This is a genomic window from Chryseobacterium paludis (assembly GCF_025403485.1).
Classification (GTDB): Bacteria; Bacteroidota; Bacteroidia; order Flavobacteriales; family Weeksellaceae; genus Chryseobacterium; species Chryseobacterium paludis.
This window is the reverse complement of sequence record NZ_CP099966.1, coordinates 1,449,521-1,465,533: the sequence shown is the minus strand read 5'-3', so window position 1 is coordinate 1,465,533 and position 16,013 is coordinate 1,449,521. Positions and strand designations below refer to the sequence as shown.

15 protein-coding genes are annotated in these 16,013 nt (G+C 32.8%); all 15 read left to right on the top strand.

Annotation, left to right across the window (positions count from 1 at the left end):
- Nucleotides 1-11 precede the first annotated feature (11 nt).
- Nucleotides 12-1,394, top strand: coding sequence for a nucleoside permease (locus NG806_RS06385; RefSeq protein WP_214824381.1), 1,383 nt, complete (start codon nt 12-14; stop codon nt 1,392-1,394).
- Nucleotides 1,395-1,510: 116 nt separating this feature from the next.
- Nucleotides 1,511-2,065, top strand: a complete 555-nt coding sequence (locus NG806_RS06380; protein WP_214824384.1) for an RNA polymerase sigma factor — start codon at nt 1,511-1,513, stop codon at nt 2,063-2,065.
- Nucleotides 2,031-2,747, top strand: coding sequence for a hypothetical protein (locus NG806_RS06375; protein WP_261512403.1), 717 nt, complete (start codon nt 2,031-2,033; stop codon nt 2,745-2,747). The genes NG806_RS06380 and NG806_RS06375 overlap by 35 nt, the downstream gene beginning before the upstream one ends.
- 82 nt (nt 2,748-2,829) lie before the next feature.
- Entirely contained in the window at nt 2,830-3,924 is a 1,095-nt protein-coding gene (locus tag NG806_RS06370; protein ID WP_261512402.1) for a hypothetical protein, read from the top strand.
- A 148-nt stretch (nt 3,925-4,072) separates the two neighbouring features.
- Entirely contained in the window at nt 4,073-4,468 is a 396-nt protein-coding gene (locus NG806_RS06365) for a hypothetical protein (RefSeq protein ID WP_261512401.1), read from the top strand.
- Nucleotides 4,469-4,526: 58 nt separating this feature from the next.
- Nucleotides 4,527-4,874, top strand: coding sequence for a hypothetical protein (locus tag NG806_RS06360; RefSeq protein ID WP_214824396.1), 348 nt, complete (start codon nt 4,527-4,529; stop codon nt 4,872-4,874).
- Nucleotides 4,875-4,944: 70 nt separating this feature from the next.
- A complete protein-coding gene (locus NG806_RS06355) occupies nt 4,945-6,123 on the top strand; it encodes an acetyl-CoA C-acyltransferase (RefSeq protein ID WP_214824399.1) in 1,179 nt (392 codons plus the stop codon).
- Nucleotides 6,124-6,313: 190 nt separating this feature from the next.
- Nucleotides 6,314-6,892 carry a Crp/Fnr family transcriptional regulator gene (locus tag NG806_RS06350; RefSeq protein WP_261512400.1) on the top strand — a complete coding sequence of 193 codons (579 nt, stop codon included), beginning with the start codon at nt 6,314-6,316 and terminating at the stop codon, nt 6,890-6,892.
- A 103-nt stretch (nt 6,893-6,995) separates the two neighbouring features.
- Nucleotides 6,996-7,850, top strand: a complete 855-nt coding sequence (locus tag NG806_RS06345; protein WP_261512399.1) for an SDR family oxidoreductase — start codon at nt 6,996-6,998, stop codon at nt 7,848-7,850.
- A 16-nt stretch (nt 7,851-7,866) separates the two neighbouring features.
- A complete protein-coding gene (locus NG806_RS06340) occupies nt 7,867-8,499 on the top strand; it encodes a nitroreductase family protein (RefSeq protein ID WP_390882581.1) in 633 nt (210 codons plus the stop codon).
- A 191-nt stretch (nt 8,500-8,690) separates the two neighbouring features.
- Complete coding sequence (locus tag NG806_RS06335; RefSeq protein WP_214824419.1) at nt 8,691-10,181, top strand: MFS transporter; 1,491 nt, start codon at nt 8,691-8,693, stop codon at nt 10,179-10,181.
- Between the two features lie 223 nt (nt 10,182-10,404).
- A complete protein-coding gene (locus NG806_RS06330; RefSeq protein ID WP_261512397.1) occupies nt 10,405-12,570 on the top strand; it encodes a T9SS type A sorting domain-containing protein in 2,166 nt (721 codons plus the stop codon).
- Between the two features lie 186 nt (nt 12,571-12,756).
- Nucleotides 12,757-13,683 carry a mevalonate kinase family protein gene (locus tag NG806_RS06325; RefSeq protein ID WP_261512396.1) on the top strand — a complete coding sequence of 309 codons (927 nt, stop codon included), beginning with the start codon at nt 12,757-12,759 and terminating at the stop codon, nt 13,681-13,683.
- An 11-nt stretch (nt 13,684-13,694) separates the two neighbouring features.
- Nucleotides 13,695-14,624 (top strand): UbiA family prenyltransferase, encoded by a 930-nt coding sequence (locus NG806_RS06320; RefSeq protein ID WP_214824427.1) that lies wholly within the window; start codon nt 13,695-13,697, stop codon nt 14,622-14,624.
- Between the two features lie 64 nt (nt 14,625-14,688).
- Nucleotides 14,689-15,861 (top strand): proline dehydrogenase family protein, encoded by a 1,173-nt coding sequence (locus NG806_RS06315; RefSeq protein WP_261512395.1) that lies wholly within the window; start codon nt 14,689-14,691, stop codon nt 15,859-15,861.
- Nucleotides 15,862-16,013 lie beyond the last annotated feature (152 nt).

The window sequence follows — 16,013 nt, the reverse complement described above, 5'->3', positions numbered from 1 at the left end:
ATAACTAAACTATGAATTTAAAATTACGACTTACCATCCTCAGCTTTCTGCAGTTTTTTGTTTGGGGAGCATGGCTGATTACGATGGCTAATTTTTGGTTCGGTACAAAACATTGGGACGGGACACAGTTTGGAGCTGTTTTCGGAACAATGGGGATAGCTTCTATCTTTATGCCTACCATCACCGGAATTATTGCAGACCGCTGGGTAAATGCGGAGCGAATTTTTTCGGCTCTACAAATTCTTTATGGGATTGTTCTATTTATCTTACCACATACAGGAGATCCTAATTCGTTCTTTTACGTAATGCTTGCTGCCATGTGTTTTTATATGCCAACAATTGCACTTGCGAACTCTATTTCTTACACGATACTAAAGAATAGTAATTTGGATGTTGTAAAAGATTTTCCTCCCATTCGTGTTTGGGGGACAATTGGGTTTATTGTAGCAATGTGGATTACAAATCTTACAGGAAATAAAGCAACAGAAGGACAGTTTTATATTGGTGGAGTTGTTGCAATTTTACTTGGAATCTATGCACTTACCCTACCAAAATGTCCACCACAGAAATTGATTGATAAAAGTGCACCTTTATCAGAACAGCTTGGTTTAAATGCATTCAAGCTTTTCGGAAACTATAAAATGGCATTATTTTTCTTGTTTTCCATGCTTTTAGGGGCTGCATTACAGTTGACTAATGCTTATGGAGATGTTTTCCTAAGTGAATTTGCACATTTTCCAAAATATGCAAATTCTTTTGTAGTACAGCGATCAACAATTATTATGTCCATTTCTCAGGTTTCTGAAACTTTATTTATACTTGCTATCCCTTTCTTTTTGAAAAAGTTCGGAATTAAAAAAGTAATGTTGATGTCAATGTTTGCATGGGTTTTAAGATTTGGATTTTTTGCTTACGGAATTCCCGATGGATATGGCTTGGCTTTAATTGTGCTTTCTTGTATTGTTTACGGGATGGCTTTTGATTTCTTTAATATCTCAGGTTCCCTTTTTGTAGAAACTACAACTGATAAAAAGATCCGTTCTTCTGCACAGGGTTTGTTTATGATGATGACCAATGGTTTTGGAGCTGTTTTTGGAAGCTATATGGCAGGTTGGGCTATTGATAAATTCTTTACACATAGATTTACTAATGTTTCCGATTTATCATCTTACCTAGAAACAACACCGGATAACCCTACGTTTTTAGAGATTCTTAAAAATTCTTTTAATGCTGCGGTAAATAATGACGGAACTTTATCTTCAATTGTTTTGGTAAAAGACTGGCATCAGATCTGGCTATCTTTTGCAGCATATGCCTTGGTACTTGCCATACTTTTTGCTCTCTTATTTAAACATAAGCATGATCCTAAAGAGGTAGCTAATGTAAATCACTAAATTTTATTAAGTTAATTATCAATATATTAAAATGCACTTTAAAAATAAAGTGCATTTTTTTTATTTTTGAGGCAACCTTTTATCATTTCCATCGTCTTATAGATAGAAACTCATACATGAAGAACTTAGAGGAAAACTTTATACTTGCTAAAAAACAAGATCGGAGAGCTCAGAAGGCTCTTTATGAAGCTTTCTCGTGTAGAATGTTGGCTATTGCAAATTCATATACTAATAATATTCATGATGCAGAAGATGTATTATTAAATGCATTTCTAAAGTGTTTCACAAAATTAAATGAGTGCAGAGATTATAAAAGCTTTCCTTTTTGGTTGAGAAAAATTGTAGTTAATGACTCTATAAGTTTTGTACGGAAGTCTAAAAATATACTTTATGTAGACATTGATGTTGCAGATGATTTTTCTGATGAAAACTTTGAAGAACAACTAGAGGAAATTAATCTTGAAGAAGTATTCTCTAAGATGCCGGCAGGATATAGGATAATTTTTAATCTATATGTTTTTGAAGAGAAAAAACATCAGGAAATAGCTGAAATTCTTAATATCTCCGAAGGAACAAGCAAGAGTCAGCTGAATAAAGCTAAAAAATGGCTTGTTGAATTTTTTAAAACAAAAGAAAATGAAAAAAGAAACACTGAGACAATTAAGATCTGATTACGAAAGCAGAGAAATAAAGCCGTCTCGTGATCTTTGGGATAGAATAGATCATGGAATGGGAGAAACCTCTGATTTGCCCTTAAAACAATCTGTTCAATGGTGGAAATACGCTGCTGTCGTATTGCTTTTGATTTCTTGTGGAATATATTTTTATTTTGATTCAAAACAAGTTGAAAATACTGTATTAGTTACAAAATCTGATAAGCCTGACAAAACTTCAACAGTAGAAAAAGAGGATGATAAATTTAATCGCTTAGAAGCTGAAGAAGTAAAGCATAAAAACGTAGCGATTTCAGATAAAAGAAATGCAGCTGAAATTAAATCTGAAAAAGCCATAATTAAAACTTATCCAGAAGAGTTTAAATCTTATAATCCGATTTTAGTTAAAGCTAAAGAAGAAAAAAATACAGAAACCCTCGTCAATATCCCTACTGTGAAGGAGAAAGCCCACGATCAGATTGTTGAAAAGCCAATTGTAATTGCTCAAAAGAAAAAAGCAAATTATATCAATGCTGATGAATTACTGCTAGGAAGAGAATTTGATAAAACCCGTGAAGAGAATCATAATGAACATAAAAAAATGGGAGTGGTAGATATGGATAAAATTAAAATTAAAGGCCCTAATTCTTTTAAAATCCTCGGACTGACCGTGTTTTCCGATTCTTCTGGTACCAAATAATCTTTAAACTTTTTAATACAAAATATACTGTTCTGAAAATGGAGCAGAGGTAAAATATGGTCTCAAAAATAACATTTAAACTATGAAAAATAAAATTACTCTATTGGCTGCCGTAATGGCTTTTTCTTACAATTTTGCGCAGGAAAGCCCACAAATGGAATCCCAGATAAAGATTTATTCTAAAAAAATCGACAGCATTGTAGTTTCTGAAAAATCAAATATGAATACAGAATTGGATGTTATTGATAAAAGTTTTAAAGAAAATAAAATTACATCTGATGAAAAGAAGAAAATGAGAACAGACATAGCTTCAAAGTATGAACAGATTATCAATGAAAAAGTAGATGCACAGCAGTCCGAGCTGGAAAATGCAACAAAAGAAATGGTGAAAAACTCGGTTTTACAGAAACCGGATACTTTAAATAGAGATAAAAATGAAATGCAGTTCGGATTCAATGGTATTAGGGTAAAGCTCAACAAAAATAAAAAGACACCTAAGGACTATCTACATACATTGGAGTTTTCAATAAGCTTAACGGGTGCCATGCTTACCACAAAGGATAAACCGTTTAAACTTTATGATAAGGATTCTGATGTGAAAAATACGGTTATCAATTCTTCAAGTTATACATTAAGATATGAAGATCAGATTGGAGGTTTTACAAGTTCTGTTTTTTATAGAGTAGGACTTGGAGTAAGGATGGATAGATTTGTTCCAAAATATGGTAAGGCGTTTGCACAGGATAGCAAGACTTTGTTCACAGAGGATTTTACACGGGGAAATTTAAAAGATACCTATCTTACCAATTCTTATCTTTTTGTTCCTGTTGATTTTAAATTTGTTTTAAATCCTAAATATATAGAATATGATGGTGTAAAATATCTTGATAACAGGAAAAAACAATTCAGCATTATAGCAGGTATTTATGGAGGTGTGAAAGTTGGAAGTGTTATATATAACAGATTTTCAACGGAGAATACCAAAAGAATTGTGGAAAGAGAAAGAGCAATGCATGGCGTTAATAACTTTATTTTTGGTGGAAAATTTGGAGTCAGCTATGAGGGTATCAACATATTTATACAAAAAGATTTTACTCCGGCTTTCAACAATGATGCTAAGCTAAGGAATAAATATGGATTGCAAATCGGAATTGAGATTGCCAATATCAATTTTTAATTAAACAAAGAAACTTATTTTTTCTTATTAAATTATTAGTTTTTCATTAGATTTTTTATAGCCGTCAATGTTTAAATTTGAAAAATTTGTTTTTAAAACACACTGATTTAAAGTGTGTTTTTTTTTGTATTTTGGCACTTTAAGAAATATGAAAAATATTCAGTTAATAGGAGTACTACTGATAATAGTAGGGAGCTTTTTACCACTGGTTCACGTTCCCATTATAGGAAATTGGAATTACTGGAAATTAGATCATTATTTAGCTGTTGCCTGCTGGATCCTTACAGCATGCGCGCTTTTTGGAGTAGTTAATAATAAACCAAAAATAGCACAGATTTTTGGAGTTTTGTTAATCCTATTATTCATTTTTACCTTGATTGCTGTTAAGCTTCAATCTTTGGATTATTTCAGTTTTTTACCCTTTAAATCCTGGCGGGAAACCTTTGCAGGTGTAGTAAAGCTAAAATGGGGTTGGATCGTTGAGTTTTTGGGAGCTTTTTTATTGCTAATTAAAAAAACGCAACAGAAATATGAAACATCTTAACACTTTATTAATTGTATTTTTTTGTATGGGATTTTCTAAATTGAAGTCTCAACAAAATATGTTCTTAACATCTGATAACCCAACTAATTGTCAAATCATAAAGGCCGGAAAATTTCTACGTGTTGATATGCCTATTGATAAATGGGTAATGACTGTTCAGGATAATATCCAGACAGAATATTATAATGATGGTAAAGATTATGTGAGGTCACGCCTGGATTTTGTTGATAATTGTAGTTATAAAGTTACGATAATTGGAAAATCCGATGAAAATTATCCTGTAAAATTAGGTGAAGTGATGGTTAATAGAATCATAGAAACAGATCGCAATTTTCTGAAATTAACCTCAGAATATAATAATAAGACCTCAGAATTTATACTTAGTAAAGTAGAAGATATTAACTAAAGTATAACAAATTATTAGTAAAATGAAACCGTAAGGTTAAATATATCAATAAAAAAAATATATCATACACATGAAAGAAGTATTCATCGTTTCCGCAGTAAGAACACCAATGGGTAGTTTTATGGGAAGTTTATCAACTGTTCCGGCTACTAAGTTGGGGACTGTTGCTGTAAAAGGAGCATTAGACAAGATTGGTCTTGATCCTAAAATGGTTCAGGAAATTTACATGGGGAACGTTTTACAGGCAGGAGAAGGACAGGCACCTGCTCGTCAGGTAGCATTAGGAGCAGGACTTTCTATTGAAACTCCTTCTACTACAGTAAATAAAGTTTGTGCTTCAGGAATGAAAGCAGTAACTATGGCAGCACAGGCAATTAAAGCAGGTGATGTAGATGTAATCGTTGCCGGAGGAATGGAAAATATGTCTTCAGTTCCACATTATTATAATGCTAGACTTGCAACAAAACTAGGTGATGTAAAAATGCAGGACGGAATGGTTTTAGATGGTCTTACAGACGTTTATAATAAAGTTCATATGGGAGTTTGTGCAGAAAAATGTGCAACTGACTATTCTTTTTCTAGAGAAGATCAGGATCAATTTGCTATTGAATCTTATAAAAGATCAGCTAAGGCATGGGGTGAAGGGAAATTCAATGATGAGGTAGTATCTGTTGAGATCCCTCAGAGAAAAGGAGAGCCTGTAATTTTTGCTGAAGATGAAGAATATAAGGCTGTTAATTTTGACAGACTTCCAACACTTCCAACAGTATTTAAAAAAGAGGGCGGAACAGTAACAGCAGCTAATGCATCTACTTTAAATGATGGAGCTTCTGCGTTAATCCTTGTTTCTAAAGAAAAAATGGAAGAATTAGGTCTTAAACCTTTAGCAAGAATAGTATCTTATGCTGATGCGGCTCAGGAGCCTGAAAATTTCACAACAGCACCTGCTAAAGCTCTACCTATCGCTCTTAAAAAAGCTGGTTTAGAAATTAGTGATATTGATTTCTTTGAATTTAATGAGGCTTTCTCTGTAGTTGGTTTGGCAAATAATAAGATCTTAGGATTGGATGCTGCTAAAGTAAATGTAAATGGTGGTGCTGTCGCTTTAGGACATCCACTGGGAAGTTCTGGTTCAAGAATTATAGTTACTTTAATTAACGTGTTAAAACAAAACAATGCTAAATATGGTGCTGCTGCGATCTGTAATGGAGGTGGTGGTGCTTCTGCCATTGTTATTGAAAATATGTAATCCTTCAAATAGGATTTAGAATGCAAAAAGTTGGAGCAGATAGCTCCAACTTTTTTATTGTAGATACATGAATAGATACGCTGATTATGAAAGCCTTTATTTAACTTTGTGGTAAAGCTTAAATCAATAGATTGTAAAACTAAGTTTAGCATTAAATAACTACCTTTAAATTATCATTTATCATTATCCAATGCTTGATTATTTTATAAATTATTTAAAAGAAAAAATCACTCTCTCTGAGCACGAGATTGAGTTAATAAAAAGTGTAGCGATATTAAAAAGACTCCAAAAGCGCCAGTATTTACTCCAGGAAGGTGACGTGTGGAAATATAATGCTTTTGTTTCAGGTGGATTGGTGAAGACTTTTTCTGTAGATTCCAAAGGTCAGGAACATATCATGAATTTTTCGGCAGAAAACTATTGGACAGGTGATCGGGAAAGCTTAACATCTGGAAACCCCTCAGAGTTTAATATCGTTGCATTGGAAAATTCAGAAATTATCCTTATTACGAAAGATGATTTTATAAGTATATGTCAGAAAATACCACAATTAAATAACCTGGTTAATGAAATTCTACAAAGAAGTTTCCTGGTTTCACAAAAAAGAATACACGCAAATATAAGTTTATCTGCAGAAGAAAAATACCAGGATTTTATTCAAAAGAATCCATTAATAGTGAATCGAATTCCTCAGCACATGATTGCCTCATATCTGGGTGTTTCACCTGAAACGCTTAGTCGCATACGAACACAATCAACAAAAAAGTAAAACCATTGATAATTGTCAATGGTTTTTTCCTTTAAATATCAATGGATCACGACGGTTTCTGATACTAATTTTGCCTCAATATTAAATAAAAAATTTAAAAGATATGAGCAAAACAATTTTCATTACAGGGACAAGTACCGGATTCGGAAAATTAATGACAATTACATTGTCACAAGCAGGGCATACTGTTATTGCAGGGATGCGTGGAACAAAAGACAAAAATGAAGCAGTAGCTACAGAACTTTCGGCACTTCCAAATGTAGATGTGGTAGATATAGATGTTACTAATGATGCATCAGTAAAAGAAGCTTTTGAAAATACACTGGCTAAACATGGAAAAATAGATGTACTGGTGAACAATGCGGGTCTGGCAGGTTTTGGATTGGTAGAGGCATATTCTATCGATCAGATTAAAAAGTTTTTTGAAGTCAATTTCTATGGTGTTATTCGTACCTATCAAGCTGTTTTACCAGGCATGCGGAAGGTGAAGTCAGGGCTTATTATTAATATTACTTCCGGAGCTAGTGGACATGCAATGCCTTTTATGGGACCTTACCTTGCCTCTAAATTTAGTGTTGAAGCAATTACAGAAGCTATTCAGGATGAGCTATCTCAATTCAATATAGAAAATGTAACCATCCAGCCAGGAGTGTATCCAACAGAAATGAATTCCGGGAGTAAAGCAGGAGTACAAGCTGATAAGCCAGAAATTACCAAGGAATATGATCCTGTTGCTACAGAAATGTTTAACAATATCGGAGCTGGATTATTTGGTAAAATGGCTGAATTCAATATGGATCCCCAAGTCATTGCAGATGGCGTATTAAACCTTATTAATATGGAGAAAGGAACACGTCCTTTACGTTATCCTCTGGATGCTATAGCCCAAGGAACAGATATAGAATTTATCAATGCGAGAGCCGAGCTTAAAGCAAAATGGGTAGAAAAGTACAGTTAATATTTAGTAAAGAGAAATGGATATTATAAAAGCCTTAGAATGGAGGTATGCAACAAAAAGAATGACAGGAGAGTCCATTCCACATGATATTCTCGATGCAATCATTAAAGCTGCTCATCTGGCACCATCAGGTATTGGATTACAACCTTACGAAATCTTTATTATTTCCGATAAATTATGGAAAGAAAAACTTTTGCCGATTACGATGAATCAACCACAAATTGTGGAGGCATCTCATGTATTGGTATTTGCAGCCTGGGATAATTATACACCGGAAAGAATAGATAAGGTATTTGATCATTTAAACCTAATACGAAATGCAGATACTACAATTTCGGGTAGGCAACGAAATTTTGCTAAACAATTTTTTGGCAAAATGTCTAAAGAAGAAAACTTTCATCATGCAGCAAAACAGGCTAATATTGCTTTGGGACTTGCACTTGCAACCGCTGCTTTAAACAAAATTGATGCTTCGCCAATGGAGGGATTCGATCCTGTAATGTTAGATGAGGTTTTAGATTTACGTGAGAAAGGATTGCGTAGCTCTATGCTTCTTGCATTAGGTTATAGAGATGAAACAAACGACTGGAACCTGCCATTAAAAAAAGTGCGGAAACCCTTGGATGAATTTGTAAAGAAAGTAAATTAATAAATTTTGTTAAAAATATTCTAGCAATGTCTTTTAGTCTTTATATGAGGTTTTGTAAGATAGAGCCAGCAGAAATTATAAATATAAAAAGCTGTTTAATAATTTATAATCTTTCACAATAATCTAATTAATAAAAAAAACCGTTGAATATTCAGCGGTTTTTCTATTTTTGTGCATCTAATATATTTGAAATGTCTGAAACAGAGAATCAACAACCAAAAAATATAAAGAATAACCCGAAGATTATGAAGGCTTGGGCCGTTTATGACTGGGCCAACTCTGTATACTCCCTGGTTATTACTTCTACTATTTTTCCTATTTACTATTCTATTCTTACTACCGCGTATGAAAAGAAGGAATATGTAGTAGAAACCAAACAATGGATTGATGTCCCTGTAAGGCATTTAATAAAAGTCTTTGGAAAAGAATATCAACCGGATGCTGTATATGGCTATTCATTGACAATCTCTTTTTTCATTGTGGTTTTACTTTCTCCATTTTTATCTTCTTTAGCAGATACAATTGGAAATAAGAAATCATTTTTACAGTTTTTCTGTTATTTAGGTGCTACTTCTTGTATGGGATTGGCTATGTTTACAGGAATGCATAATGTTTTTTTAGGGCTACTCTTCAGTATTACGGCGAGTGTGGGATTCTGGGGGAGTTTGGTATTTTATAACTCATTTTTACCAGATATTGCGACTCGGGATAAACAGGATGCACTTTCAGCAAAAGGCTATGTTTATGGGTATATAGGATCTGTAGTTCTGGTGGTGATTTGTTTGGTTTTGATTCAGGTCTTTGCAAAAGGAGCAGCTCAGCAATTGCTATTTACAAGAATAAGCTTTCTTTTAACAGGGGCATGGTGGTTTGGATTCTCTCAATATACATTTAAGCATTTGCCACAGTTTGGTAATGTAAAAGACAATCTTCCTAAAGATTTGGTATTATTGAACTATAAGAACATATTTAAAAAACATGAAGAGCAAGGAGGTTTCTTTGAGGTTTTAAAGGATAATATGAGTTTTTATAAAGATATTGCCAAAGAAAGTTTTCATGAGCTTTTTAAAGTTGGGAATGAACTGTTTAAAGATAAAAACCTTAAGTTTTTCTTATCGAGTTTCTTTTTCTACAGTGTAGGAATGCAAACGATCTTTTTAATGGCAACATTGTTTGGGAAAAGTGAAATCAATCTGGCACAGGATAAGCTTATAGGAACACTTTTAGTGATTCAGATTGAAGCTATTATAGGTGCTGTTATTTTCTCGAGATTATCAAGAAAAATAGGTAATAAAAATGTAATCTCTATTGCTATTGTTTTATGGATCGTAGCTTGTTTATGGGCATATTTCTTAAATAAAGAAAATCCTACAGTAGAATATCAGTTCTATGGGGTTGCTGCAGTAGTTGGTTTAGTTATGGGTGGACTCCAGGCAATGTCAAGATCTACCTATTCAAAACTATTACCGGAAGATTCCATGGAAAATACAACTTTCTTCAGTTTTTATGATGTGTTAGAAAAAATAGCGATCATTATAGGAACATTTATTTTTGCGACATTAATAGAGCACTTTAATAATATGCGTATTGCAGCGCTTTCTATGACATTATTCTTTGGTGTTGGGCTAATATTGATTCGATTCCTAAAAGTAAATACGTTGAAAGAACGAGATACTTTGTAAAAAATAGTATATATACAAAATGAAAAAGACGTTATTTTAACGTCTTTTTTTATTTTAATCTTGATGTTTTGTGGTTAATATCAAATAAAGTATGTTTTTTAATGAATTATTTTAATTTAATTCTCTTTTAGTTGTTCATTAATTAGTAAATTAAGATAAATTATGATTATTAATCACTTAATGTGGAATTTTTTTGTTTATTTGCATTAATAAATTAATAATAATGATAAAGAAAATTCTACTTCTTGGTATTTCAATGTGCTTTATCTTAAGTTTTTCTCAAAATTTAAGACCCATTGCTCAAAAAATAACAGAATATCATAATCAAAGTAAAAGTTTTGTGAAATATGATTTGTTTGAAGTCAACAAAGCTTCATCAAAAATGGCTGAATACAAAAGAGCTGCAACGGATATTACAGCAATGTCTATTAATTCTGTTGAGCTAAAAAAACTTGTAAAAGATAAGCCCGAATTTCTTGAAATGTCATTTCCTTTTGAGGGAGACAAAAAAATAACCATAGAATTATATAAAAGTCAGATTTTTACAGATAATTTTAAAGTAACCACTAATAAAGGGGAGATTGTACAGTATACTCCTGGGGTTTATTACCGAGGTATTATTAAAGGAGATAATAGCTCTGTGGTCGCTTTTAGTTTCTTTGATAATGATGTAGTAGGAGTAGCTTCTACTTCAGATCTTGGAAATGTTGTTGTAGGAAAAGTGAAAAACTCTGAAGATTTTGTCAGTTACTCTGAATCGAAACTAACTGGAGCTAATCCATTTGTTTGTGGAGTAGATGAATTAAAAGAAAATCAAACTCAAAAAATAGCTTTTGATCCTAATACTAGTAAAAAAGCGGTAACAGAAAATTGTGTTAGAATTTATTATGAAGTTTGTTTTGCACCTTATCAGAATAATGGTTCAAACACGACTACCGTGACTAACTGGCTTACTGCGGTTCACAATAATATAGCTACTCTTTATAGCAATGATGATGTAAGAGTAGCCTTAAATGAAATATTTATCTGGACAACTGTAGATCCATATACAGGAACTCCAAGTGGTAATTTAAACAGTTTCAAAACAAACAGACCCACTTTTAATGGTGATCTGGCTCACCTTGTTAATGCACCAGCAACAACAAGTATAGCTTTTCTGAATTCGCTTTGTACAGGAAATAAATATGCTTATTCTGGAATCTCTCAAACATATTCAAATGTACCTATATATTCATGGACTATTCAGGCAATGACTCATGAAATGGGGCATAGCTTAGGGTCACCACATACTCATGCATGCGCATGGAATGGAAATGGAACTCCGATCGACGGATGTGGGGCACAAGCTGGTTATAGTGAAGGCTGCACAGGACCTATTCCAGCGACTACAGTTAAAGGAACGATCATGAGTTACTGCCATCTAGTTTCTGGAGTAGGAATTAGTTTTAGTAATGGATTTGGTCCTCAGCCTGCAGCATTAATTAGAAATACAGTAGATTCTAAACCTTGTCTTGGTACCAATTGTACAACCGCCTGTAATCTTACAGTTACAGCAATGAATATTTCTAATGTTACAACCAATACAGCAAGTGCTACCATTACAGATGCTACTTCTACATCCTGGAAATATAAATTGACAACAATGGATGGAACTCTTGTTACCTCTGGAAATACAACTACTCAAAACCTTAATTTAACTAATCTTCAACCCGCAACTTATTATAAGCTGTTTGTAGGTTCAAGTTGTTCCGGATCCAATGCTTATCAGAGGTCGCAAGTATTTTTAACAGATGCCAATTGGTGTGGTGGTGCCTTGTTTACAGACACCGGAGGGGCAACTGCTGCTTACGGAAACAATGAAACCATCGTTAAGACATTTTATCCTAATGCAGGTTCAGCACTTACACTGAATTTTACTGAGCTTGCGCTTGAACAAGATTATGATTATTTGTATATTTATAACGGACCATCCACTGCTTCACCATTATTTACTAACGGGACTTTAACTGGAAATACCCTACCTGGATCGTTTACTTCTACCCATTCAACAGGAGCGATTACGGTAAAATTTGAATCAGACCCTGGAGTTACTGAAAATGGATGGAAAGCTAATTTTTCATGTGCAGTTTTAGGAATAGAAGAGGTTGGTACTAAAGATAACACTGTCAGTATCTATCCGAATCCCGCAAAAAATTTAATCGTCATTTCTTCTAAAGAAAACCTGAAATCATATAAAATGTATGATGAAGCAGGAAGATTAGTATTATCTTCTTCTTCATTAAAAGGCAATAAACTTGAAGTCAATCTCTCTTCAATTCAAACCGGAAATTATGTAGTTTCGGTAGAAACGGAGAAACAAACGGTTACTAAGAAATTAATAAAACAATAAAAATATATACCTTATTTAAAAAGCCTGATTATCTCAGGCTTTTTTCTATTAATTCCTAATCGTTTTAAAGTTAGTTGGATTATAACCGTTGAGTCCTTATTATTCAAAAAAAAATTGTAATTCGGCCTGGATTTTGCTTATATTCAGCAGAATAATTATAAATTTGCAAAAAGATTTATTGTCAAGATGACGAACCCTCTATTTTACGCAAAAATAATTCTGTTTGGAGAATATGGGATGATAGAAGACTCTCAGGGTCTTGTCGTACCTTATAGCTTTTACAAAGGAGCTCTAAAATTTTCTGATTTGAATTCTGAATTTGAGTCAAAATCAAATCAACATCTGCAGAAATATGCTAATTTTCTTGGTGAGTTAAACCTTTCTGATGATTTCAAGCTTAATATTGAAGACTTTAAAAAAGATATTTCAAAAGGACTTTTCTTTGATTCTAATATTCCACAGGGATATGGGGTTGGAAGTTCCGGAGCTTTAGTAGCAGCAGTTTTTGAAAGATATTCATTGAATAAACTGAATCCTGAAAGCATTTCTAAAGATAATCTTAAAAAATTAAAAGCCGTTTTTGGTGAAATGGAAAGTTATTTCCATGGTAAAAGCTCAGGTATGGATCCTTTGATCTGTTATATGAATTTACCTATTCTTATTGAAAATAAAGAAAACCTTGATAGAGTTTCTATTCCTGATGGCGAGAAAGGAAAAGGAGCCATCTTCCTTATTGATTCTGGAATGAGCGGTGAAACAGGACCAATGATTCAGATTTTCTTTGAAAAAATGAAAACCGAAGGTTTCCGTAAAACTTTGAAAGAAGAATTTATACGTTATAATAATGCTTGTATTGAGTCTTTCCTAAAAAAAGATATGAACCCTTTCTTTAGAAATTTAAAAAAGCTTTCACATTGGGCTTATGAACATTTCCGTCCAATGATTCCTGAAAGTATTTTTAATATCTGGAAAAAAGGATTGGACTCTAATGCATACTATCTTAAACTCTGTGGAAGCGGAGGTGGAGGTTATATTTTAGGCTTCACAAAAGACTATGAAAAAGCTGAAAAAATGCTTGATGGTTTTAGCAAAGAAGTAATTTACAGATTCTAAATAGGTTGGGAATGAATTCTGAAAAAGAAACTTTCCAATCACAAAATTTTATATCCAAATCTTTATTTTATAGATTCTCACAATTCGTGGGCTTTCTTTTGGGTGCCAGGTTCTTTGTAGCAGGTTTGCTTACTTTTGCCCTTTATGTATCTACCTTTTTTTTATTTAATCAAGAAGAAAGTTTCAGGAATTTTGTATTTGATTTTAAAGTTCACGGAATTATCTTCTGTACTGTTTTAACAATTCTTGCTGGCGGTATTATCAACCAATTCTATGATTTTGAAAAAGATCATATCGTAAAACCTTTCCGGACGAGATTACAGAGCTTTATTGCTCAGAAATATTTTCTCTATGCCTATTTGGTATTAAGTGTTATATCCTTGGGAGTGGCATGGTTTATTTCACATAATGTCTTTATATTTTTTCTGATCTATCAGTTTTTTATGTGGTTTTACAGCCATAAATTAAGTCGTATCCTAATACTCAATAACCTTACTTTTGTAAGTCTTACACTCTATCCTTTCTTTGGAATGATGGTGTATTATGAAACTTTTTCGAAAAAAGTTCTTTTAATGGCTATCTTTCTTTTTCTCATTCTTTTGTGTATTGATATTGTAAAAGATACCTTAACGAAAAGTGTGGATAAAGCATTTGGATATACTACAATTCCCAATTTTTTCGACAATAAAAAGACAAAGATCATTATCATTTCTCTACTTGTGATCACAATGGCTGTGTCCATGAAGCTTATTGTAAAAACGGGAATTTCCGGATTTATGGCCTATTATTTTACCGGAGGGATGTTTATCATGATTGTATGCATCTATTTATTGTTGAATTACTCAAGGAAAAGTAAATTCATTACCTTAAATATATTAAGGCTTTGGGTTTTTGTAGGAATCATTGCCATGCTTTTAAATGGAATCGAAAGTAAATTATAGAAAATATTCTTTAAAAAGACTAAGGTTATTATTACCTTTGCCAAATTAAATTTAATAAAAAGGAATGCCCATTTTTAACGATACTAAAGTTGCATTTGCAGACAAAACAGATGCCCAATTAAGAAAAGCTTATTGGATGTTTAAAATGATTGAACAACCAGCTTTGACAAGTGTTGGAACTTCTATTCTTAATTTTACAGTTCATAATAATTTTCCGTTCGTTACAGGAATTGTGAAGAATACCTTATTCGAACAGTTCTGTGGTGGTGAAACACGCGAAGAAAGTATGAAAGTTGTAAAGCAACTTTTCAAGCGAGGAGTCGGAAGTATTTTCGATTATTCTATTGAAGGGAAAGAAGATGAAGAGACCTTTGATGCAGTATGTAAAGAAATTAAAGATATTGTAAGATTTTCAGTGGGAAATCCAGCAATTCCATTTATTGTTTTTAAACCTACGGCTTTTGGTAGAATTGATCTCTACGAAGCTGTTGGCAAGAATGCTGAATTGACTACGAGTCAAAAAGAAGAATGGGAAAGAGTTGTAAAAAGATTTGATGAGGTTTGTAAGCTTTGCCATGAAAATGATAAAAAAGTAATGGTAGATGCTGAAGAAACATGGATGCAGGATGCAGCAGACCATCTTTGTGAAGAAATGATGGAAAAGTACAATCAGGAGAAGCCTATTGTTTGGAATACTATTCAGATGTACAGAACCGGAAGACTGGAATATATGGAAGAGCATTTGCAAAGAGCCAGAGAAAAGAATTATTTTATTGGCTACAAAATAGTTCGTGGTGCATATATGGAAAAAGAAAGAGCAAGAGCTGAACAAAAAGGATATGCTGATCCAATTCAGCCGAATAAAGAAGCTACTGATCAGAATTACAATGCAGGAATTGATTTCGTAATGAATCATTTGGATAAGGTGTCTGCATTCTTTGGAACCCATAATGAGATCTCTTCTGAACTGGTAATGGATAAAATGAAAGCAAAATCTCTTGAAACTGGAAATCCACATGTTTATTTTGGACAGCTTTATGGGATGAGTGATAATATTACATTCTCATTATCAGATAAAGGCTATAATGTGGCTAAATATCTTCCTTATGGGCCTGTAAAAGATGTTGTTCCATATCTTACAAGAAGAGCTCAGGAAAATACTTCTGTAGCCGGGCAGACAGGAAGAGAATTGGGACTTTTAAAGAAAGAATTAGATAGAAGAAAAAATAACAGATAATAATAGTAATATTCTATTCTGTATATAAATAAATAAGCCTCACAATTTGTGAGGCTTATTTTATTCTATTTTCATCATAAAATTCTTCATCAATCTTATAAATTCTTTATATTTTATATATTGTCTTAAATTTAAAAGACTAGGATTTTCCT